At 71.6% G+C, this 22,301-nt stretch carries 19 protein-coding genes; 10 read left to right on the forward strand and 9 right to left on the reverse strand.

Annotated features, from left to right (window positions below):
• Positions 1–270 precede the first annotated feature (270 nt).
• The 3 genes from KR546_RS05840 to KR546_RS05850 all read left to right on the forward strand — a co-directional run bounded on the left by KR546_RS05840 (position 271) and on the right by KR546_RS05850 (position 2,332).
• Positions 271–621 carry an FmdB family zinc ribbon protein gene (locus KR546_RS05840; RefSeq protein ID WP_238443761.1) on the forward strand — a complete coding sequence of 117 codons (351 nt, stop codon included), beginning with the start codon at positions 271–273 and terminating at the stop codon, positions 619–621.
• An 82-nt stretch (positions 622–703) separates the two neighbouring features.
• Entirely contained in the window at positions 704–1,411 is a 708-nt protein-coding gene (locus tag KR546_RS05845; protein ID WP_238443762.1) for an SAF domain-containing protein, read from the forward strand.
• Positions 1,412–1,510: 99 nt separating this feature from the next.
• Entirely contained in the window at positions 1,511–2,332 is an 822-nt protein-coding gene (locus tag KR546_RS05850; RefSeq protein WP_238443763.1) for an undecaprenyl-diphosphate phosphatase, read from the forward strand.
• Between the two features lie 22 nt (positions 2,333–2,354).
• Here the strand turns inward: KR546_RS05850 and KR546_RS05855 are convergent, their stop codons facing one another.
• The gene (locus tag KR546_RS05855; protein WP_238443764.1) at positions 2,355–2,930 is read right to left on the reverse strand and encodes a DUF4188 domain-containing protein; all 576 of its coding nucleotides are present in this window, start codon (positions 2,928–2,930) and stop codon (positions 2,355–2,357) included.
• Positions 2,931–3,037: 107 nt separating this feature from the next.
• Between KR546_RS05855 and KR546_RS05860 the strand changes: the two genes are divergently transcribed.
• Positions 3,038–3,625: a TetR/AcrR family transcriptional regulator gene (locus tag KR546_RS05860; RefSeq protein ID WP_238443765.1), complete on the forward strand. Its 588-nt coding sequence runs from the start codon at positions 3,038–3,040 to the stop codon at positions 3,623–3,625.
• A gap of 11 nt (positions 3,626–3,636) precedes the next feature.
• Here the strand turns inward: KR546_RS05860 and KR546_RS05865 are convergent, their stop codons facing one another.
• Entirely contained in the window at positions 3,637–5,067 is a 1,431-nt protein-coding gene (locus tag KR546_RS05865) for an aminotransferase class I/II-fold pyridoxal phosphate-dependent enzyme (protein ID WP_238443766.1), read from the reverse strand.
• Between the two features lie 231 nt (positions 5,068–5,298).
• Between KR546_RS05865 and KR546_RS05870 the strand changes: the two genes are divergently transcribed.
• Complete coding sequence (locus tag KR546_RS05870) at positions 5,299–6,453, forward strand: ABC transporter ATP-binding protein (protein WP_238443767.1); 1,155 nt, start codon at positions 5,299–5,301, stop codon at positions 6,451–6,453.
• A complete protein-coding gene (locus tag KR546_RS05875) occupies positions 6,446–7,921 on the forward strand; it encodes an ABC transporter permease (protein ID WP_238443768.1) in 1,476 nt (491 codons plus the stop codon). Before KR546_RS05870 ends, KR546_RS05875 begins: the two co-directional genes overlap by 8 nt.
• A gap of 86 nt (positions 7,922–8,007) precedes the next feature.
• Here the strand turns inward: KR546_RS05875 and KR546_RS05880 are convergent, their stop codons facing one another.
• Positions 8,008–8,577, reverse strand: coding sequence for a thioredoxin family protein (locus KR546_RS05880; protein ID WP_238443769.1), 570 nt, complete (start codon positions 8,575–8,577; stop codon positions 8,008–8,010).
• Between the two features lie 80 nt (positions 8,578–8,657).
• Positions 8,658–9,647, reverse strand: a complete 990-nt coding sequence (locus KR546_RS05885) for a Gfo/Idh/MocA family protein (protein WP_238443770.1) — start codon at positions 9,645–9,647, stop codon at positions 8,658–8,660.
• 226 nt (positions 9,648–9,873) lie between these two features.
• Here KR546_RS05885 and KR546_RS05890 point away from each other — a divergent pair, with 226 nt between their 5' ends.
• Positions 9,874–12,102: an NADP-dependent isocitrate dehydrogenase gene (locus tag KR546_RS05890; protein WP_238443771.1), complete on the forward strand. Its 2,229-nt coding sequence runs from the start codon at positions 9,874–9,876 to the stop codon at positions 12,100–12,102.
• A gap of 73 nt (positions 12,103–12,175) precedes the next feature.
• A complete protein-coding gene (locus KR546_RS05895; protein ID WP_238443772.1) occupies positions 12,176–13,429 on the forward strand; it encodes an ROK family protein in 1,254 nt (417 codons plus the stop codon).
• Between the two features lie 5 nt (positions 13,430–13,434).
• Here KR546_RS05895 and xylB read toward each other — a convergent pair whose 3' ends face one another.
• Entirely contained in the window at positions 13,435–14,886 is a 1,452-nt protein-coding gene (gene xylB / locus KR546_RS05900) for a xylulokinase (protein WP_238443773.1), read from the reverse strand.
• Positions 14,887–15,011: 125 nt separating this feature from the next.
• Positions 15,012–16,337: a xylose isomerase gene (gene xylA / locus KR546_RS05905; RefSeq protein ID WP_238443774.1), complete on the reverse strand. Its 1,326-nt coding sequence runs from the start codon at positions 16,335–16,337 to the stop codon at positions 15,012–15,014.
• A gap of 170 nt (positions 16,338–16,507) precedes the next feature.
• On the opposite strand from xylA, the gene KR546_RS05910 reads away from it, so the two are divergent.
• Positions 16,508–17,380 carry an aldose 1-epimerase gene (locus KR546_RS05910; protein ID WP_238443775.1) on the forward strand — a complete coding sequence of 291 codons (873 nt, stop codon included), beginning with the start codon at positions 16,508–16,510 and terminating at the stop codon, positions 17,378–17,380.
• Here the strand turns inward: KR546_RS05910 and KR546_RS05915 are convergent, their stop codons facing one another.
• From KR546_RS05915 to ettA, 3 genes are read right to left on the reverse strand one after another with little or no spacing between them, the layout of a single operon-like run.
• The gene (locus KR546_RS05915; protein WP_238443776.1) at positions 17,381–18,433 is read right to left on the reverse strand and encodes a 1-acyl-sn-glycerol-3-phosphate acyltransferase; all 1,053 of its coding nucleotides are present in this window, start codon (positions 18,431–18,433) and stop codon (positions 17,381–17,383) included.
• 16 nt (positions 18,434–18,449) lie between these two features.
• Complete coding sequence (locus KR546_RS05920; RefSeq protein WP_238443777.1) at positions 18,450–19,331, reverse strand: patatin-like phospholipase family protein; 882 nt, start codon at positions 19,329–19,331, stop codon at positions 18,450–18,452.
• 8 nt (positions 19,332–19,339) lie between these two features.
• Positions 19,340–21,052 carry an energy-dependent translational throttle protein EttA gene (ettA, locus tag KR546_RS05925; protein ID WP_238443778.1) on the reverse strand — a complete coding sequence of 571 codons (1,713 nt, stop codon included), beginning with the start codon at positions 21,050–21,052 and terminating at the stop codon, positions 19,340–19,342.
• A gap of 349 nt (positions 21,053–21,401) precedes the next feature.
• Here ettA and KR546_RS05930 point away from each other — a divergent pair.
• Positions 21,402–22,301, forward strand: a 900-nt coding sequence (locus KR546_RS05930) for a coiled-coil domain-containing protein (protein ID WP_274387644.1), incomplete at its 3' end; no start/stop codon positions are given.

Below are 22,301 nucleotides of genomic sequence, written 5' to 3' on the forward strand. Positions count from 1 at the left end.
GACCGGTGCACCATCCGCCCCCCTCGCACGGTGCGGGCGGCGATCCTCCAGGACACCGCGCAGGTTCGTCGCGCCTGGTCCACGCAGCCGCCTTGGTGGCCGGTTCGCCCGTGCGATATCGTTTCGACGTCCTGCCGTGCTCGTCGAGAATCCGGCTCGAGGCGACCCTCGGCCCCGCTCGACACCCGTCCGCTGGCGGCGCCGCGCTCGCGGCCACCAGCCGTGCACCGTGCCAGGAGCACCTGTCCGAGCGCCATCGGAGGCCCGTCCATGCCCACCTACGAGTACGCCTGCAAGGACTGCGGCGAGCACCTCGACGTGGTCCAGTCGTTCCACGACGACCCGTTGACGGACTGCCCGAACTGCGGTGGCTCCCTGCGGAAGGTGTTCTCCGCGGCCGGGATCATCTTCAAGGGCTCGGGCTGGCACGTGAAGGACTACGCCAACACCGGCTCCGGATCGTCGGGCAACGGCTCCTCGACGGGAGGCTCGTCCTCCGACGGGGACACGACCACGTCGGAGACGTCCACCTCGTCGTCGGACTCCTCGTCGAAGAAGGAGTCCGGGACGTCGTCCGGGTCCTCGACGTCCGACTCGGGCAGCAAGGCCGACTCGGACTGACGGCGATCCCCCCGACCCGGTCGTCCACAGCAGGGTCGATGACCTGCCCGGCCGGTCCCGACCGCTGGTCCGCTGCCGTGGCATGGCCACGAACCGCTCGTCCTCCCCTCCCGCGACCGACGACGCCGGTCCACGCATCGGCGTGGGTGCGGACCGGATCCTGCACCCGCTGCGGACCCGTTCCCTCCACCTCGGGTCGCTCCTGCGCGGACCGCTGCCACGTCTTCCCGCAGCGCTGGACCGGGTGGCGGAGGGCTGGTGGCGGCTGCCGCCCCGTGCTCGCCCGGTCGCCGTCCTGGTCGCCGTGGTACTCGTCCTGTCCGGGCTGGTGGGCAGGGCCCGCACGTCACCGTGGGGTCCACCGGTGCGGGTCCTCGTCGCCGCGGGCGACCTGTCCGACGGCGACGAGGTCCGTGCCGTGGCGACGACCTGGCCGCGCGACCTCGTCCCGTCGGACCACCTCGCCACGACGCCCGACGGCGTCGCCACGCGTCCCGTGCGTGCCGGGGAGGTGCTCACCGAGACCCACGTGGCCGCCACCCGCTCGGACCTGCTCGCGCCCGACGAGGTGGCGCTGGCGGTCGACCGGGAGCTCGGGCTGCCGCCCGGCGCACCGGTCGACGTGCTGGGGACCGACTTCGACGGGCGTGGCCGCCTGCTCGGCCACGGACGACTGCTGGCCGTGGACGAGGCACGCAGCTGGATCGCGGTGTCGCGAGCAGCCGCCCCCGCGATGGCCGCTGGCCTGGCGTCCGGGCAGGTGACCATCGCACTGGCCCGTGGCGAGTAGCGTCCGGGGCGATCGCGTCCCGTGCTCGCCCCGACGCGACCCAGCCCAACACGCACACCCGCCCGCACCCCAGACCGCACGCCACACCAGGACCCGTCCATGCTTTCTGCGATCCTGCTCGGGATCATCCAGGGACTGACCGAGTTCCTCCCGGTGTCGTCGTCCGGGCACCTGCAGATCATCCCGTACCTGTTCGGTCTCGAGCCGGGACCGCTCGCCTTCGACGTGGCCGTGCACGTCGGCACGCTGCTGGCCGTGGTGGCCTACTTCTGGGTCGACCTGTGGGAGTTGGGTGTCGGGGCCCTCGGGCTCGGCGAGCGCACCCCCGAGCGGGTCCGCCGCGCCCGGCTCGAGCTCGGCCTGCTGGCGGTGGCATCGGTCCCGGCGGCCGTCGTGGGGTGGGCGCTGTCGAGCACCTTCGAGGAGCGCTTCGGCGACCCACGACTGGCAGCCGTCATGCTGTTCGTGACGGCCGGCCTGCTGCTGGGGGCCGAGCGGCTCTACGCCCGGCGCTCGGCGACCGGCAGGGTGGCCTCCAACGGCCGGGACGCCATCACCATGGGTCTGGCGCAGTCGTTGGCGATCATCCCGGGGATCTCGCGCTCCGGTGCCACCATCGCCGCCGGCATGGCCACCGGCCTGACCCGCGCCGCGGCCGCGCGCTTCTCGTTCCTGATGTCCATCCCGGTCATCCTCGGGGCGTTCGTGCTCGAACTGCCCGAGCTCAGCGAAGGCGCGCTCGCGGGGACCGGCTACACCCCCGCCGACGTCGTCGCGGGCACCGTCGCGGCCGCGATCTCCGGCTACGTCGCCGTGCGGTTCCTGATGCGGCTCGTCACCAACGACACCCTCCGGGGATTCGCCTGGTACGTCATCGCACTGGGGACGATCACGCTCCTGGCCAGCCCGTTCATCCAATGACGACGCAAGCCCCCGTCTCGGGTCACGCCGACAGGCGCTGGCGTGCCCGGCCACTGCGCGTGCCCACCGGGACGCGCCCCGCGGCGGCCGCCATCCCGAACAACGGCATGTTGACGTAGATGCCCTCGTAGTCCCCCGGCTCCACGACGTAGGTCTCGTGCCAGATCCCGACGTCGTCGCGGTCCGCGAGCTCGCGGTTGAAGCGTCGCCACGCCTCCAGGTGCGGATTGTCGCGATCGGCGGCGAAGGCCATCAACGCCTGCGGGGACTCCCAGTACTGCAGCGACAGCGAGGTGCGGCCACGGGTGAACTGCTCCACGTGGCGCAGCCCGAGCTCGGGCACGTCGGCCAGCGCGGCCAGCATCGCCGGCATCGCCTTCGTCACCCACCACCATCGCCGCGGGTTCCACGGTCGGTTGACCCGCATGCCGATCAGGAACACGGCCATGGGCTCGCGGAGCTCGGCCGTGTGCCGGCCCGGCTCGACCGTCGTGTGCCACCAGGCGGCCGGCCCTCGGCCCGGTTCGCGGTCGGGGTCGCGGTGGGGGCCCGGGGTCGGATCGGTCGGCGCAGGGCTCGGGGTGTCGCGATGGACCATGTCGGGAACCTTCCTCCATGTTCGGGCCTGCCCGCCGGACGGGGGCTACGCTGGTTTCCGAACGTTGTTATCAAACAGTGTTACAGAACCCCCGGGAGGTTGTCAACATGGCCCGACCCCGCGTCCACGACGACACGACCCGCGAGCGACTGCTCGACACGGCCGGGACCATCCTGCGACGCGACGGCGCGACGGCCCTGACCGTGCGACGGCTCGCGGACGACGCGGGCGTGTCCACCAGTGCGATCTACAGCCTGTTCGGGGGCAAGGAGGACGTGGTCCGAGCCATGTACCGGGAGGGTTTCGCCAACCTGGCGCGTCTGCAGGCCGCCGTCGAGACCGATGATCCCGCGACCCGACTCCATCGCCACGCGCTGGCCTACCGCGAGGCCGCCCGCAGCCGACCCCACCTGTTCGACGTGATGTTCGCCTGCCCGTTCCCCGAGTTCGAGCCCAGCGACAGCGACCAGGCCCTGAGCATGGGCACGCTCGAGGCCCTGCAGGACGCCGTGGTCGAGGGAATCCGCACGGGCGTCGTCGCCGGAGACCCGGCCGTGGTCACCATGGCGCTGTGGAGCACCGTCCACGGCCTGGCCACGCTCGAACTGGCCGGGAGCCTGGACGTCGCCACCGACGCCGACGAGGTGTGGGCGACGACGATCGACGCGGTGCTGGCGGGCCTGGCACCCGCCTGAGGCCCGACGTCTCAGGCGGCCTCGTCGAGCGCCTGCCACAACCGGTCGACGTCCTCCTGCTGGGTCCACGTCGCGCCCAGCGAGATCCGCAGGAAGCGCTGGCCGTCCAGCTCCGACGCGGTCAGGCCCAGGTCGGTGTGCGCCGTCATCGTGTCCAGGAAGACCGTGTTGCGCCGCGGATCGGCGTGCCGGACGCTCACCAGTGCGAACGGGGTGGGCGCGACCAGGGTGAACCGGTGGTCGGCCTCCAGGCGCTCCGTGAGTCCACGCGCCCAGGCCAGGTGCTCGCGGATGCGCGCCCGCAGGCCGTCGGTCCCGAAGGACCGCAGGACCCACCACAGCTTGAGCGCCCGGAACCGCCGACCCAGCGGCACGTGCCAGTCGCGGTAGTCCACGACCTCCCCGGACTCCGACGCCGTGTTGCGCAGGTATGGCGGCACGATCGACAGGGTGTCGACCAGCGGGGCCCGGTCCGCCACCCAGAACAGCGAGCAGTCGAAGTTCGTGAACAGCCACTTGTGCGCGTTGGTGACGTAGGAGTCTGCCAGTTCCAGGCCGTCCTGGAGATGGCGCAGTTCGGGGCACAGCATCGCCGTGCCCGCATAGGCCGCGTCGACGTGGTGCCACAGGCCGTGGTCGCGGGCGATCTCGCCGATGCGCCGGACCGGGTCGACCGCGGTGGTCCCGGTCGTGCCCACCGCCGAGCACACGAACATCGGCACGAGCCCGTCCGCCCGGTCGGCCGCGACGGCCGCGGACAGGTCGACCGGGTCCATGGCGTGGGCGTCGTCGGTACTGACCAGGCGCACGTGGCCGATGCCGGCGACCCGGGCACCCTTCTCGATCGACGAGTGGGCCTGCTCCGAGGCGTAGACGACGCAGTCCTCCGCTGCCGCACCCGCGATCGTCGCCCGGGTGCGCGCAACCACAAGGGCCGTGTGGGTCGCGTCCGAGGCCGACATCTGGATGACCCCACCGCCGGGCCCCGTGTCGACCCGCCACGACGACGGCAGCCCGAGCTCGTCGACCAGCCAGTCGAGCACGGTCGACTCGACCTCGGTGGCGGCCGGCGACGTCGACCACAGCATGCCCTGCACGCCCAGTCCCGCCGACACCAGTTCACCGAGCACGGACGGCGGGGACGAGTTGGCCGGGAAGTAGGCCATCCAGCCCGGATGCTGCCAATGGGTCAGGCCCGGGACGACGATCTCGTCCAGGTCGGCCAGCATGTCCGCGAACGGCTCGGGTCGGCGTGGCGCACGGGCCGGGAGGGCCCGGCGGACGTCACCGGGCGCGACCGGCGACCACACGGGCCGGTCCCGGAGCGTGGCGAGGTAGTCGGCGACCCAGTCCACCGCCGCGTGGCCGTTGCGGCGGAAGGCGTCGAGGTCCATCGGGTCGTCGGGCGCCTCGTCGGGCGCGTCGTCGTGCGACGTGGTCATCGGTCCTCCGTTCCCGACGTCGAGGATCCTCGGCAGGACGGAGACTAGGAGCCGGCCGGCGACGGACCATGCCCTCGCTGCGTCGACACCACGCGCGATAGCGTCCCCGATCGATCGATCACCCCCACCACGGCCACACCGAACGGCCAGTGGCGGTGAGATCCCGTCGGCCACCATGCTCGCCGTGGCCCGGTCCCGGGCCCTGCTCCGCCTGCCCCGTCGAGGAAGCCCGTGCCAGACGACCCCGCCACGCACGCCCCCCCTCCGGAGCAGGACCCGTCGGCCCCGCCACCTGCTCCCGACGTGTCGCGTCCCGACGACCCACGACCATCGGGGCAGTCCGCCGCCACCGACGACGCGGAACCCCTCGTCCACGCCCGCGACGTCCAGCACCTCTACAAGGGCGACGACGGCATCCGTGACCTCGACCTGGACGTGCCGCGGGGCTGCATCTTCGGGCTCGTCGGCCCCAGCGGCTCGGGCAAGACCACCGTGGTCCGGCTGGTCCTCGGCCTGATCCGCCCCCAGGACGGCGACTTGGAGGTGTTCGGACGGACCCCGGCCGACTTCGGCCCCGACGAGCGGGTCCGGATCGGCTTCCTCCCGCAGGAGTCCGCCCTGGACCCCGACCTCAGCCTGCGCCACAACCTCAACTTCATGGCCTCGTTGTACGGCCTGTCCTGGCGGAGCCGTTGGATCCCCGGCAAGAAGTCGCGCGCCGCGCGCGAACGGGTGGCCGCCGTGCTCGACCTGCTCGACCTCACCGAGCACCAGGACACGCGCATGCGCGATGCCTCGACCGGCGAGCAGCGTCGGTTGGCGATCGCCGCCGCGATGGTCCACGACCCGGAGTTGCTCGTGCTCGACGAGCCGACTGCGGGCATCGACCCGATCCTGCGGGAACAGCTGTGGGCCCACTTCACGTCCCTGCGCGACGAGGGCAGGACGCTCTTCGTGACCACGCAGTACGTCACCGAGGCCGACAAGTGTGACCTGGTCGGGCTGGTGGTGGACGGGGAGATCCTGCGCGTGGACACCCCCCGCCGGCTGCGCCGCGACGCCTTCGGCGGTGACCTGGTCGAGGTGGCCTGGGAGTCCCGCGGACTCGACATCACCGGCGTGGAGCAGCTCGCCGAGGTGCGGCAGATCCACCAGTGGGTCGGGCCACGCCGCGTGCTGGTGGCCGTGGACGACGCCAACACCGGCGCGGCTCGCATCCAGGACTGGCTGCAGGAGCAGGGCGAGGGCTCCCCCGTCGCCGTCCCGCACAACTCGTCCTTCGACGACGTCTTCGTCAGCCTGGTCACGGCCCATCGCGACCCCGACGGCGCGCCCCATCGCCTGCAAGCCAACGCCACGTCGGACACGGGGGTTTCGCATGCGTGACCAGGTGATCCGCACGCTGGCCTTCGTGCGGCGGGAGATGGTCTCCACGCTGCACCAGCCACGACTGCTCCTGACCCTCATCCTGGGTCCGTTCCTCGTGCTGTTCGTGTTCGGACTTGGCTACCAGCGCGACTTCCCCACCCTCGACACGGTCGTGGTGGGCTCGCCCGACAGCCAGCTCCTGCAGCGACTCAACGACTTCATCGCCGACGCCGAGGTCAGCGGCATCGAGATCATCGGCACCCGCGACGACCGCGACGCCGCCCTCGAGGAGCTCAAGGGGGACACCGTCGACCTCGTCGTCGTGCTGCCGCCCGACGACCAGATCGGCACGGGCGAGCGTGCGACCGTCGAGGTCCACCAGCGCAGTCCGGACCCGGTCACGTCGGCCCAGGTCAACGTGGCCGCCGAGACGGCCGTCGCCGAGATCAACGACCAGGTGGTCGCGGAGGTCCTGCGCACCGTCCAGGACGAGACCGGTGGCCTGACCGACGACCTGTCGACGGCACGCGACCAGCTCGACCAGCTCCGCGGGCGGATCGGGACCGACGACGGGGCCACCATCCAGTCATCGGCAGCCACGCTCTCCGAGCAGCTCACCACGCTGGCCGACCGCATCGAACAGGGCGGCGGACTGGCCGCCGCCTTCGGCCTGGAACAGCCGGGCGAGGTCCAGCAGGACCTGCGAGACGCCGCCGACCAGCTCTCGGCCCTGTCCGAATCCGACCCGCTCGCCCAGGTCGACGAGGTCGCCGACATGCTGGCGACGGCGGACGAGTCGCTGACCCTGCTCCAGGACGCCGATGCCGACGTGCTGGCCCGACCGTTCCAGGCCGAGGTCTACAGCTTCACCCCCGAGGTGATCACGCTCGACCTGTTCTACGCACCGGGTCTGCTGGCACTGATGCTCCAGCACGTCGCGATCACCTTCGCCGCACTGGGCCTGGTCCGCGAGCGACGCCAGGGCACGACCGACGTCCTGCGGGTCTCGCCGGTGGGAACCGGTCAGCGGCTGGCCGGCACGGCGGCGTCGCACATGGTGCTCGGGCTGGTGGTCGCCGCCGCCCTGACCGCGCTCATCATCGGCGTGTTCGGCGTGCCCGCGCCCACGAACTGGGTGGCCTTCTCCGGCCTGGTGACCCTCACCCTGCTGGCCTCCGTCGGCTACGGGTTCCTGATCGCCGCGGTGGCCAAGACGGACAGCCAGGCCGTGCAGCTGTCGATGCTGATGCTGTTGACCGCGATCTTCTTCTCGGGGCTGTTCCTGCCCCTGGCGCGGATCACGGCACCCGTGGTGTGGGTGTCGTGGGCCCTGCCGACCACGCACGCCTTCGTGGGCATGCAGGAACTCATGCTGCTGGGCGACCCGAACGTGTCCCCGTTCATCTGGATCGGGCTGTCGATCATCGCCGTCGTCGGCCTGGTCGCCGCCCGCCTCCTCCTGCCCTGGCGCGACCGCCACGCCTGACCGAGTCAGGCCGGCCGGACGTTGCGAGCGCAGCGAGCAACTCCATCCTGCCCTGCAGCCAGCCCCGTCCGCAGGAGGGGGGACCGCTACTGGGCAGGCTCGTTGCCGGGAATCCACTTGATGCCACAGCCCATGGAGGGGACCTGGTCGTCGACGGGCTCGCCGACGAGGGTCGCGCGCACGGCGTGGCGCAGGTCCTCGCCGGTCACCTCGACGTCGTTGCCTGGGGTCGCCTCGTCGAAGCGTCCGCGGTAGACCAGCCGGTGCTCGTCGTCGTAGACGAAGAAGTCCGGCGTGCAGGCCGCGTGGAAGGCGGCGGCGACCTCCTGGGTCTCGTCGTACAGGACGGGGAAGGCGTACCCCCGGTCGTCCGCCTCGACCGCCAGCTTCGCCGGCGCGTCGTCCGGGTAGGCCTCGGCGTCGTTGGAGGAGATCGCCACCATCGCCACGCGGCCGTCGTTGGCCACGTGGCGCCCGAACAGGGCCAGGCCGTCGGCGATCCGCTTGACGTACGGGCAGTGGTTGCAGATGAAGGCGACGACGTTGACGCGCGACGCCAGGTCGGACGACCGCACGACGTCGCCCGTGCGCACGTTGGGCAGGGCGAAGGTCGGCATGGCCGACCCCAGCTCGACCATCTGCGACTGCTGGGCCATGGGTGGTCCTCCACGTGTGACGGCGTCGACGAGAACGCTACCGGCCCCACCCCGGACATCGACGGGCCGCTGCTGGTCCGTCAGGCGGGCGGGCCGTCCTCGAACGGGTAGACCAGGCCGATCTGGCGTCGAACCTCGTCCATGACGGCATGGGTCGCCAGGGTGTCGCCGTGCGACCAGCGCGGGCTCTGCACCAACCCCTGTGCCAGGCACTCGTGCACCTCCACGATCTCGAACTCGAAGCCGTGCCCCGCGAAGGGCGTCTCGACCACCTCGACCTCGCCCGCGAGGTCCTCGACCGTGAAGCGGCCGGGGTGGTGCAACGGCTGGTCGACCTGGATCCTGCCGGCGTCCCCGACGAAGGTGGCCGTGTTGGCCAGGGGCTCGTCGACGGCGCAGCGCAGCCGGACGCGCGCACCGTCGGACGTGACCGCCCACATGTCGGTGGCGAGGTCGACCCCGCCACCCATCCTCGCCGAGGCGCGGACGTCGGCCAGGCCGCCCAGCACCATCCGCGCGATCGAGATGGGGTAGACGCCGACGTCGAGCAGGGCACCGCCGGCGCGGGCCGGGTCGAACAAGCGCGACTCGGGATCCGGCTGGTCGATGCCCAGGTCGAGCTGGGCGGTACGGACGGTGCCGATGGCGCCGTCGGCCACCCGCGCGATCAGCTCGGTGAGCCCGGGCAGGAAGCGACTCCACATCGCCTCCATGACGAACACCCGTCGCTCCACCGCCAGTCGCAGCAGCTCGGCGACCTGCTCGCGGTCGGTACCCAGTGGCTTCTCGACCAGCACGGGCTTGCCGGCCTCGACGGCCAGCCGGGCGGCGCCGACGTGGTCGAGGTGGTCGTTGCCGACGTACACGACGTCGACGTCGGCGTCGGCGACCAGGTCCTCGTAGGAACCGTGCCCACGGGCCGCACCGACCTCCTCGGCGTAGGCAGCAGCGTGGTCCGGACTGCGTGACCCGACGGCGACCAGGTGCCCGTCCGGCACGTTGCCGAGGTCAGCGGCGAACTCGCGCGAGATCCTTCCCGCACCGATGATGCCCCATCCGTACTCGGTCATGGCTCGCTCCCGGACGTCGTCGTCGCCGTGACGTGGCGAGACGGCAGCGTAGGTCGCCGCCCGCCGTCCGAGCCGGCGTCCGGACGTCCGGACGGGCGTTCGGCAGACCCCGGACGCCGCCACGTGGCCGGGGGGTCGCACCCGGACGACCGAGTAGCGTGGGAGGTCCGCGCGAGCACCTCGCGCCGTCGTTGTTGACCCTGTCCGCCCGCGACCCGGGACTGCCATGAGCACGATCATCTACACCTACACCGACGAGGCACCGGCACTGGCCACGAACTCGTTGTTGCCGATCATCAACGCCTTCTCCGGCGCTGCCGGCGTGCAGGTGGAGACCCGGGACATCTCGCTGGCCGGACGCATCCTGGCCGTCTTCGGTGACCACCTCGAGCCCGACCAGCGGGTGGACGACGCCCTGGCCGAGCTCGGTGAGCTCGTGACGCGTCCCGAGGCCAACATCATCAAGCTCCCCAACATCTCGGCCTCGGTGCCCCAGCTGAAGGCCGCGATCACCGAGTTGCAGGACGACGGCTACGCGGTGCCCGACTACCCCGAGGAGCCATCGACGCCCGAGGAGGAGGAGATCCGGGCACGCTACGACACGGTCAAGGGCTCCGCGGTCAACCCGGTCCTGCGCGAGGGCAATTCGGACCGTCGCGCGCCCGCGGCCGTCAAGGCCTTCGCCCGCGCCCACCCCCACTCGATGGGCGAGTGGTCCGCCGACAGCCAGTCCCACGTCGCGACCATGGACGACCACGACTTCCGCCACACCGAGGAGTCGATCACCGTCGACCGCGACGACGACGTGCGCATCGAACACGTGGCCGACGACGGCGAGGTGACGGTCCTCAAAAAGTCCACCCCGCTGCTGGCCGGCGAGATCATCGATGCCGCCGTGATGCGACGCGACGCACTGCTGGACTTCCTGGCCGAGCAGGTGGCCGACGCGCGCGAGCAGGGCGTGCTGTTCTCGATCCACCTGAAGGCCACGATGATGAAGGTCTCGGACCCGATCATCTTCGGCCACGCGGTCCGCACCTACTTCGACACCGTGTTCACCGAGCATGCCGAGGCCCTGGAGTCGGTGGGCGTCAGCCCCAACGACGGCCTCGCCAGCCTGGACACGGCGCTGGAGGAGCTGCCCGACGACCAGGCCGCCGCGATCCGCGCCGAGCTCGACGCGGCCTCCGAGCGTGGCCCGGACCTGGCCCAGGTCAACTCCGCGAAGGGCATCACGAACCTGCACGTCCCGTCGGACGTCATCATCGACGCCTCGATGCCGGCGATGATCCGCAGTTCCGGACAGATGTGGAACGCCGACGACGCACTCCAGGACGCCAAGGCGGTGATCCCCGACTCCAGCTACGCCGACCTGTACGCCGAGACCATCGACGACTGCAGGGTCAACGGCGCGTTCGATCCCACGACGATGGGCACCGTGCAGAACATCGGCCTGATGGCCAAGAAGGCCGAGGAGTACGGCAGCCACGACAAGACCTTCGAGATCGACGGCCCCGGCGTGGTCCGGGTGGTCGACCGCGACGGCACGACCCTGCTCGAGCACGCGGTCGACACGGGCGACATCTGGCGGATGTGCCAGACGAAGGACGCCCCGGTGCGCGACTGGGTCGCACTGGCCGTGCGACGGGCCCGCGCCACGGGCATGCCGATCGTGTTCTGGCTGGACGACGAGCGTGCCCACGACGCCCAGTTGCTGGCGAAGGTCCACGAGGAGCTGGCGAACCACGACACCGACGGGCTCCAGGTCGAGTTCCTCGACGTCGCCGAGGCCACCCGGTTCACCCTCGACCGGGTGCGTCGTGGCGAGGACACCATCTCGGTCACCGGCAACGTGTTGCGCGACTACCTCACCGACCTGTTCCCGATCCTCGAGGTCGGGACGTCGGCCAAGATGCTGTCGATCGTCCCGCTGATGAACGGCGGCGGCCTGTTCGAGACCGGGGCGGGTGGTTCGGCCCCCAAGCACGTCCAGCAGTTCGTCAGCGAGAACCACCTCCGGTGGGACTCCCTGGGCGAGTTCCTCGCACTGGGAGCGTCCCTGGAGCACCTCGCCGACACCTTCGACAACGATCGGGCCAGGCTGCTCGGCCAGACCATCTCGGACGCCACCGCGACCCTGCTCCAGCATGGACAGGGCCCGTCGCGCGTGGTCGACGAGATCGACAACCGCGGCAGCCACGCCCACCTCGCCCGGCACTGGGCCCGCGAGCTCGCCGACCAGGACGACGACGCGGAGCTCGCCGCGACCTTCGCGCCGCTGGCGGATCAGCTCGACGCCCAGATCGACACCATCCAGGAGGAGCTGCTGGCGGTCCAGGGCGAGCCGGTCGACATCGGGGGCTACTTCTGGCCGAACCGGGCGCGGGTGGCCGAGGCGATGCGTCCCAGCGCGACGTTCAACGCCCTGCTCGACCAGTTCGGCACCGACGCCTGAGGCCCTCGTCGGCGGCGCCCCGCACGGTCGGCGCCCGCCTAGGCTCGTCCCGGAGTCACCACGAGGACCCTTGATGGAGCAGATGTCGCCACGCCGCGGCACGGCGCGGCTGGCTGGCCCCGCCGACCAGCACAGTGTGCGCAACCACAACCTGGCACTGGTGCTGCAGCACGTGGCGGCGACCACGGAGAGCTCCCGTGCACGGCTCGCGGCCGACACCGGACTGAACAAGACGACCGTGTCGAGCCTGGTCACCGAGCTGCTGGAGCGGCGCCTGCTGACCGAGGGGGGCGTGCGTCGCAGCGGTGAGGTCGGCCGTCCCGCCGTGACGGTCCAGCTCGACGGGGACGTGTACGTCGCCATCGGGATGGAGATCAACGTCGACTCGATGGCGTTCTCGGTGGTCGACCTGCGCAGCCGGGTCCGCGACGAGGGCTGGGTCGTGTTCGACAACCGGACCCGCAGCGCCGAGGAGGCGCTGGAGGCGCTGGCCGAGCTCGTGTCGACGGCCGTCCGCCGCGTCGCGGTCGAGGGACTGGTGCCGGTCGGGGCGAGCATCGGACTGCCCGGCCTGGTGGACGCCAAGCGTCGCAGCATGCTGATCGCACCGAACCTGGGCTGGCACGACGTCCCGGTCAGTGACATCCTCCGCGAGCTGCTGCCGGACGGCCTGGACGTGACGGTCGACAACGAGGCCAACCTCGCGGCGCTGGCCGAGCGCTGGCACGGCGCGGGTCGCGAGCTGACCGACTTCATCCACATCTCGGGCGAGGTCGGGGTCGGGGCAGGCGTCATCATCAACGGCACCCTGCACCGTGGTGCCGTGGGGTTCGGTGGCGAGCTGGGCCACATGACCCTCGAGCCCGACGGTCCCGCGTGTGCGTGCGGCGGGCGGGGGTGCGTCGAGACCTACATCGGCCTGGAACCGACCCTGCGCCTGGCCGGGTTCGACGTGACCGAGGCGATGGGTGCCGACGACGACGCCCCGGCGGCCGCCGACCGGCTCGCGGAGGCGGCCCGGGCAGGCGACGAGCAGGTCCTCACGGCGCTGACGTCCGTCGGGGCCATGCTGGGGACCGCCATGTCGTCGGCCGTGAACCTGCTGTCACCGCAGGGCATCGTCCTGGGCGGCTACTTCACGGCACTGCACGAATGGCTGGAACCGGCGATCGCCGAGCAGCTCCACGCCCGGGTGCTCGCCGAGCGACAGCAGCCGACCCAGATCCTGCCCTCCCGCCTGCAGCGCGAGGCGACCGCGCGCGGTGCTGCCGAGCAGGTCCTGCGCGAAGTCCTCGCGAACCCCACCCGGGTGCCGCCCACGGGCTGAGGACGTCACGCCGGGGCGTCGGCCCAGGCAGCGTCGGAGCCGTTGAGTTCCGCGAGGGCCCGGGTGACCGTGGCCAACCGGTGGCGCGCGTCCTCGTCGACCGCGACCGCAGGCACCTGCTGCCCGCCGGTGGCGTTCCACCGGGCCGCGATCGCGTAGGGGGACTCGCCGCTCAACTGTGCCGCGGCCTGCGCGGCGGCCCCGAGTGCCACGAGCTCCTCGGCTGCCGGCAACCGCAGCGGTCGTCCGGTCAGCACCCCCAGTGCCCGGCGCCAGGCCGTGCCACGGGCCCCGCCACCGACCAGCGTGAGCGGGGCGTCGGCCGGCAGGTCACCGGTCAGGTCCTGGATGCGCTCCAGCGCCACGACCAGCGACCAGGCGGCGCCGAGGTAGGCCGCCCACAGCACCTCCTCGGGCGTGGTCCGGTGGGTGAGTCCGACCAGGCTCGCGCGTGCATGCGGGAAGTTCGGGGTGCGCTCGCCGTCGAACCAGGGCAGCGCGACCACGTCGGTGGTGTCCGCGACCTCCTCACGATCCAGCCCCAGCAGCGTCGCCATCCGGTCCACGGCCAGGGTGCAGTTCAGCGCGGCGGCGAGGGGCAGGAAGGCGTCGGTGGCGTCGGCGAAGCCGGCGAGGGTGCCGGACGGATCGGTCACCGCGGTGCGGGTCACGCAGAACGCCGTGCCCGACGTGCCCAGGCTGACGATCGGCTCACCGGGGGCGACGCCCAGGCCGAGTGCGGCGGCGGCGTTGTCACCGGTGCCGGCGCCGACCGGGATGCCCGCGGTCAGTCCGAGTGCGTCGGCCGCGTCGGAGGTGACCTCGCCGCCGTGCCCGTCGCGATGGACCTCGGGGAGCTGACCCCGGTCCAGCCCGAGGTGGTCGAGCACCTCGTCGACGTACCGGTCGGCATGGGTCGAGAACCAGCCCGTGCCGGAGGCGTCACCGCGATCGGTCACCGCGACCCCGGCCAGGCGCAGGTTGAGGAAGTCGTGGGGCAGGCAGAGCGTCGCGGTCGCGTCCGCCACGTCGGGCTCGTGCTCACGCAACCATGCCCACTTGGTCGCGGTGAAGGACGCCACGGGGACCAGGCCGACCTGCTCCGCCCACCAGTCCGCACCACCGAACTGCTCCGTGAGTGCCTCGGCCTGCGGTGCCGACTGGGTGTCGTTCCACAGCTTGGCTCGTCGCAGCGGCCGCCCGGCGTCGTCCAGCACGACCATGCCGTGCTGCTGGGCCCCGACTGCCACGGCCGCGACCTCGCCGGCCCGCCCGGTGGCTGCCAGCGCCTCGCCCAGGGCGTCCCACCACTGGTCGGGGTCGGACTCACGTGCCCCGTCCGTGCCGGTCACGTCGTGGCCGGCACGGCCCTCGGCCACGATCGCGCCGTCGTCGGCGTCGACGACCACGACCTTCGTGGACTGCGTGGAGGAATCGATCCCCGCGACCAGCGCCATGAATGGCTCCTCTCCGGTGGTGCGATCCCGCGTGGGCCCCGACGTGGGTGAGCCCACGCGGACAGGTCGCGACCTGTCCGGAGCGGGTCGACGCGTGGCGTACCCGTTCGGGCCGGGCCGGCGACTCAGGCGACCCGTTCGACGTAGCGGTTCACCAGTCCCTCGAGCGCCTCCTGGCGGCCGGAGACGGGCGCGGGGTCGAGGTCGTGGTCGACCACGTGGTCCGACAGCGATGCGAGGCCGTGGTCCCCGGCGAGGATCGACGCGCCGAGCTCGTCGTCCCACCCGGCGTAGCGCTCGGCCAGCACGTCGTCCAGCGCCGAGTCGTCGAGCATCGCCTGGGCCACGAGCAGGGACTTGGCCAGCGTGTCCATCCCGAGGACGTGCCCGTGGAACAGGTCCGTGCGATCCAGCGACTGGCGTCGCAGCTTGGTGTCGAACATGAAGCCGCCGGTGTCGAAGCCACCGCCCTTCAGGATGTGGTAGGTGACCAGGCTGAGCGTCTCGACCGACTTGGGGAACTGGTCGGTGTCCCAGCCGAGCCGGTCGTCACCGGTGTTGGCGTCGATCGACCCGAAGATCCCGGTCTCGACGGCGGTCGCGACCTCGTGGACGAAGTCGTGGCCGGCCAGCGTGGCGTGGTTGCCCTCGATGTTGACGCCGTACTCGTCCTCGAGTCCGTGGCGGACCAGGAAGCCGTACACGGTGGCCACGTCGTGGTCGTACTGGTGCTTGGTGGGCTCCTGTGGCTTGGGCTCCAGCAGGAGCGTCCCGGTGAACCCGATGTCGTGCTTGTACTCGGCGACCATGTGGAGGAAGCGAGCCAGCTGCTCGCCCTCGCGTCGCAGGTCGGTGTTGAGGATGGTCTCGTAGCCCTCGCGGCCACCCCACAGGACGTAGTTCGCGCCACCCAGGCGGTGGGTCACGTCCATCGCGTGGCGGACCTGGGCCGCCGCACGTGCGAACACCTCCGGGTCGGGGTTGGTCGCCGCCCCCGCGGCGTAGCGTGGGTGGGAGAACAGGTTGGCCGTCCCCCACAGCAGCTTGACCCCCGTGTCCTCCATGTACTCCGCGGCCTCGTCGGCCAGGGCGTCGAGGTTGGCGCAGCTCTTGGCGAACGACTCCTCCTCCGGTGCCATGTCGTAGTCGTGGAAGGAGTAGAACGGCGTGCCGAGCTTGTCGAAGAACTCGAAGGCCGCCGCCATCTTCGCCCGTGCGGCCGTCATCGGGTCCTGGCTGCCATCGAGCCACGGCCGGTCGAACGTGCCTGCCCCGAACACGTCGTCGCCGGGCCAGTTGAACGAGTGCCAGTAGCAGGTCGCCATCCGGAGGTGGTCGCGCATCGTCCGCTCCCCCACGACCCGGTCGGCGTCGTACCAGCGGAATGCCAGCGGGTTGTCGGACTCGGGGCCCTCGTAGGCGATGGGTTCGGTGACCTCGTCGAAGAACATGGTGGCATCCTGTGGCGGGTGTGGAGGGAGGCTCGGTCGGCACGCATTTGGTCGGATGAAACAACTATTAGACTACGTCACACCCCGCTCCGGAGCAACCGTTCCGGGGCACGAATCACGACGTCGCCTGGCGGTCGTGAACGGCTCGACGCCATGCGCTTGGAGGTCACATGCTGCACCTGCACGCCGGGGCCGACCGCGTCGATGTCGACGACCAGCATGGCGGACGGATCGTGCGGCTGCTCGCCGGGGGCCTGGACCGCCTGGTCGGGGCACCCGCGCCGCCCCGGGATCCCACCGACGACGTGCAGTGGGGATGCTTCGTCATGGCCCCGTGGGCCGGTCGGATCCGCGACGCCACCTTCGCCTGGGAGGGTGGGGCCGCCCGGCTCCACCCACGGCTGCAGGGCCACGCACTGCACGGCCTCGCGATGGACCGGGCGTGGCAGGTGCTGGCCGACGACCCGGCCAGTGCGACGCTGGCCTGCGAGCTCGAGGGAGCACCGTGGCCCTTCAGCGGTGCACGGGTCCTGCATCGCCTGTCGCTGGCACCCGGTCGACTGGAACTGGTCCTGGAGGTCCGCGCGGGTCCACACGCCATGCCCGCCTGGGTCGGCTGGCACCCCTGCTTCGTCCGCCCGCCCGACGGCGACGTGCACCTGCGGGTCGCGTCCGACCAGGTCCTCGTGGTCGACGACGAGACGGTCCCGACCGGTGCGCTCGCCGACGTGACGGGACCGACCGACCTGCGCGACGGTCCGGCGCTGGGCGGTCGCCGGCTGGACGACACCTTCGTCGACGTGACCTGGCCCGTCCGGATCGCCTGGCCCGACCTGGTGCTGGAGATGACCGCCCACCGGGCGGACACGGTGGTGGTGTTCACCCCGGCACACGAGTTCTGCGTCGAGCCCCAGACCGGCTGGCCCGATGCCGTGCACCAGGCCGACGTGCACGACGCGGACCGGGTCGGACTCGCGCTGCTCGAGCCGGGCGAGACGACCACGACGTCGACCACGTGGACCTGGACACGTCCGGACGCCTGATCAGTCGGTCACCTTCGGGTCGGGGACGCCGGCCTCGAGGTGGTCCTCCACCCACGTGTCGATCCGCTCCCACCACGCGTACAACCAGTCCTCCCGGGCGATCCGGTCCTCGGGGATCTCGGCCCGCGGCACGTGCCACCAGGCCATCCGGATGGAGTGCTCGAGCGGAAGGCCGGTCAGGACGTCGGCGACCGACGACAGGCGCTCGAGCCCGGCGTGGGCGACCACCACGACGTCGGCGTCGGGATTGGCGTCCAGGGCCCGCAGGACACCACCCGGACGTGGCGGGAGCACCGTGTCCAGTGCCTCGGCCCGGTCGACGAACCGGTCCAGCCCACGCTCGCGGAGCTTGTCGATGGCGCGGGTGCGACGACCGGCCGTGAAGTTGCCGCCCTCGGGGAAGATGACCAGCGCACCGTCGTTGTCGAGCCCACCGGCCAGTCGCCCGATCTCGTCGACCACGCCCGAGCCTGCGGGGGGGTTCGGGCTGATGAAGGCGTTGGGGAACCGGTTGAGGGCGATGTCCAGGCTCGGCAGCCACTGCAGCGTGTCCTTGAGGACCACGGCCGGCATCCGGTCGAAGACGTTGACCAGCAGGTGCACCAGCAGGAACGAGTCGCCGGCACCGGCGTGGCGGCTGAGCACCAGCATCGGGTGGGACGGCACGTACGGCTCCACGACCAGTGCGCCGGGCGACGTCTCCGTGACCACCCGCAACCCCAGGGATCGCTGGCAGGTCCCGACCAGGCCCCACAGGTACCAGCCGATCATGCGGACGTGCTGCTCGCGGAACCAGTGGCGGTCCAGCGCCCACCCGAAGCCGCTGATGATCCACAGGAGGAACAGGATCACCACGGTCAGCGATTCGCGCACCATCCACACGATGAGCAGCCAGAACAGGCGCAGGACCCGGAGGCGACCGGGGAGGTAGCGCGTGGCGAACGCTCCCACGGGCACGAAGACCGGGGTGGTGAGCAGCAGCAGCACGGTCAGCACCGGGATGATCGGCGACAGGACCGCCCGGCGCACCAGCCGGGGGGGCAACCACGTCACGCCCCACTCCGCGGTGTCATCCGGTGGCCCCGATCCCGTTGGCGTCCAGGTACTGCTCGCTGGCCTCGCGCGCGTCGGCGATGGACGTGGCCAGCCCCGAGGCGTCACGATAGGACAAGTTCGCGCGCAGGTCGGCCGGATCGGGAGCCGCGCCACCGCTGGGCAGGACATGGACGTCGACGTCCGGCGGCACGTCCTCCATGAAGGTCGTGAAGCCGTGGCGGCGGGCGATCTCGAAGCTGACCTGGGCGACCCGCAGCGGGTTGGTCGGCACGGACAGGGGATGCTCGATCCGTCCGACCTGCAGGACGAAGATGGTGCGGGCACCGCAGCGGACCGCGCGCGCAACCGGGATCGAGTCCACCAGGCCACCGTCCAGGTAGTGGCGCCCGTCGACCTCCATGGGCTCGAACAGTCCGGGCACGGCGGCCGAGGCGAGGAGTGCCGGCACCAGCGGGCCACGCTGGAACCATGTCGCGGCGGCGGTCTCGATGCAGGCCGCCACGCACGCGAAGTCCACGGCCAGGTCCTCGATCTGCTGGTCGTCGTCGATGATGTCGGCGAACAACGCGGCCAGCTGGGAGCTGCGATGCAGCGCGACGCCGGTCGAGACCATGGTGCGCAGGCGATCGAACATGCCGTCGCCGAGCAGCCCGGACTCCTCCACGCCCAGCCACAGCTCGCGCAGCTCGTGGACCCCGTGCCAGTCGGGCGACGAGGCGAAGATCGCGCCGTTGATCGCCCCGATCGAGGTGCCCAGCACGAGGTCCGGACGCACGCCGACGCCGACCAGCGCCTCGAGCATGCCGACCTCGGCAGCACCCAGCCGCCCCCCACCACCCAGCACGAACGCGACCGGCCCCTCGAGGCCCGCGGACCGGTCGTCGGCGGCGTCCATCGTGGTGGTCAGGCGCCGGTGCGGCGGGTCAGTGGCCGGTACTTGATGCGGGTCGGGTTGACGGCCTCCTCGCCCTTGCGGGCCAGCAGGTCGGCCTCGTACTCCGAGTACGACCCCGGGAACCACACCGCCTCGGAGTCACCCTCGAAGGCGAGGATGTGGGTGGCGACCTTGTCCAGGAACCAGCGGTCGTGGGACGTGATCACCGCGCAGCCGGCGAACTCCAGCAGGGCCTCCTCCAGGCCGCGCAGGGTGTCGACGTCCAGGTCGTTGGTCGGCTCGTCGAGCAACAGGAGGTTGGCCTCGTTCTGCAGCAGCTTGGCGAGGTGGATCCGGTTGCGCTCGCCGCCCGAGCACGAGCCCACGTTCTTCTGCTGCTCGCCACCCTTGAACCCGAAGGCGGCGACGTAGGCCCGCGACGCCATCTCGGTGGTGCCGATCTGGACCCAGTCGGTGCCGCCGGTGATCTCGGTGAAGACCGTCTTGGCGGGATCGAGGTCGGCGCGGGACTGGTCCACGTAGGACAGCTGGACGGTGTCGCCGATCGCGACGTCACCCTCGTCGGGCGTGGTCACCTCGTCGGGCCGGGCCTCGCCCGCCGCGGTGACGATCATCCGCATCAGCGTGGTCTTGCCGGCCCCGTTGGGACCGATCACGCCGACGATCCCGCCGGGCGGCAGCCGGAAGCTGAGGTCCTCGTACAGCAACCGGTCGCCGTAGCCCTTGGTGACGTCCTCGACGTCGACCACCACGTCGCCCAGGCGGGGACCGTCGGGGATCATGATGATCGGCTTGGTGACCTGCTTCGGACGATCCTTGTGCAGCAGGCTCTCGTAGGCCTGCACCCGGGCCTTGGCCTTCTTGCGTCGGCCCTGGGGCGACTGCTTGACCCAGTCGGCCTCCTCGGCCAGCTGGCGCTGTCGCGCGGACTCCTCGCGCTCCTCCTGGGCGAGCCGCTCGCGCTTCTGCTCCAGCCACCCCGAGTAGTTGCCCTCGAACGGGTAGTAGTTGCCCCGGTCGAGCTCGAGGATCCACTCGGCCACCTCGTCGAGGAAGTAGCGGTCGTGGGTCACGGCCACGACCATCCCGGCGTACTCCGACAGGTGCCGCTGCAGCCAGGCGACGGTCTCGGCGTCGAGGTGGTTGGTGGGCTCGTCGAGCAGGAGGATGTCGGGCTTGCTCAGCAGCAGCCGGCACAGGGCGACCCTGCGGCGCTCGCCACCCGACAGCACCGACACGTCGGCGTCGGCGTCGGGGACACGCAGGGCGTCCATGGCGATCTCGATCGTGCGGTCGAGGTCCCAGGCGTCGGCCGCGTCGATCTTGTCCTGGACGTCGGCCATCTCCTCGAGGACCCGGGCCATCTCGTCGTCGTCCATCGGCTCCGACAGGGATGCCGTCAGCTCGTTGTAGCGACCGACCAGTCCGGCGGTCTCCCCCATGCCCTCGAGAATGTTCTCGCGGACGTTCTTGTCCTCGTCGAGCGACGGTTCCTGGGGAAGGAAGCCGACCGAGTACCCCTTCGCGGACCACGCCTCGCCCTCGATCTCGGTGTCGACGCCGGCCATGATCCGCAGCAGGGTCGACTTGCCGGTGCCGTTGGGGCCGATCACCCCGATCTTGGCGCCGGGCAGGAACGACAACCAGACGTTGGAGAGGACCTCGCGGCCCCCGGGGATGAGCTTCGTCATCCCCTTCATCACGTAGCAGTACTCGGCCATGGCGACTCGCTGGAGGAGGAAGAGGGAGAACGGGCGACGTCCGGGATGCTATCGACCGCCCGGCCCAGCCCTGCCGCCCGGGGCCGGGGCGCGCCACCGCCGTTCGGGCGACCAGGCCCGGACCGCGCGTCGAGCGCGCACCAGCCGAACGGGCGCATCGCGCGTGCGTGCACGCGTCCTCGGGGGCACCCCGTTCGAACGGACACGGTCCCCTCCCGGGGTGACGGCGCCCAGGTGGCTAGCGTTTCCCCAACGCAACGACTCCGCCACACGACCCACGTCCTCCACACCGAGTGGGACGAACACGGCCGTGACCGCCCCGCCGCGGAGTCGGCAACGGAGCCCAGCAATGCCGACCGTGTCCCTCCGGCCGATCGTGGCCGTCCTCGCACTCCTCCTGCTGTTCCCCCTCCTCCCGGACGCGGCTGCGGCCGCACCCGGCGACCTGACCGATGCCGAGCGCCAACGCATCGAGGAGGCTGGGACGCTCACCGCCGAGGAGCGCGCCCGGATCGACGGGGCCGACGAGCTGACCGCCGAGGAGCGGGCACGCATCGACGGGGCGCGCAACGCCGTGTCCGAGGTCGAGGGCCGCATCGCCCGGGTCGAGGGCGAGATCGACGCGACCCAGGCCGAGCTCGAGGGGCTCCAGGTCGAGCTCACCGCCGCCAGCGAAGCCCTCACCCACGCACAGAAGGTGGCGGGCGCCGCCGAGGCAGCCGCCGTGGACGCCCAGCAGCAGGTCCAGCGGATCCGCGGCGAGCTGTCGGAGGCGCAGGCCGAGCGCGACGCCAACACGCAGGAAGTCCGGTCGATCGCCCGTGACAGCTTCATGTACGGGCCCGGGGCCTCGTCGTCGATGATGATGATCGTCGACGGCCTCAACAACGAGGGCGGCACGTCCGACCTCGCCCAGTCCAGCCACTCCCTCGACATGGTGCTGCGTGACCGCACTGCCGTCCTCGAGGACTCCGACCGGTTGGTCGCCGAGACCGAGCTGCTCGGCGACGAGGCCGACATGCTCGAGGAGGCTCGCGAGGAGCGCCTCGCCGAGGCCGACGCCGCCCGCGAGGAGGCCGCCCAGCTGCACGCCCAGGTCCTCGACCTCGTCGAGCAGACCGACACCGCACTGCGTCGCCAGCAGGACCTCAAGGCCGAGCTGGCCGACGAGCAGGTCCAGGCCGAGGCAGCGGTCGCCGACCTGCGCGCCGAGGCCGCAGCGGCCGCCGAGGCCCGCGAGGCGGAGGCC

This window comes from Salsipaludibacter albus (assembly GCF_019798055.1).
Taxonomy (GTDB): domain Bacteria; phylum Actinomycetota; class Nitriliruptoria; order Nitriliruptorales; family Nitriliruptoraceae; genus Salsipaludibacter; species Salsipaludibacter albus.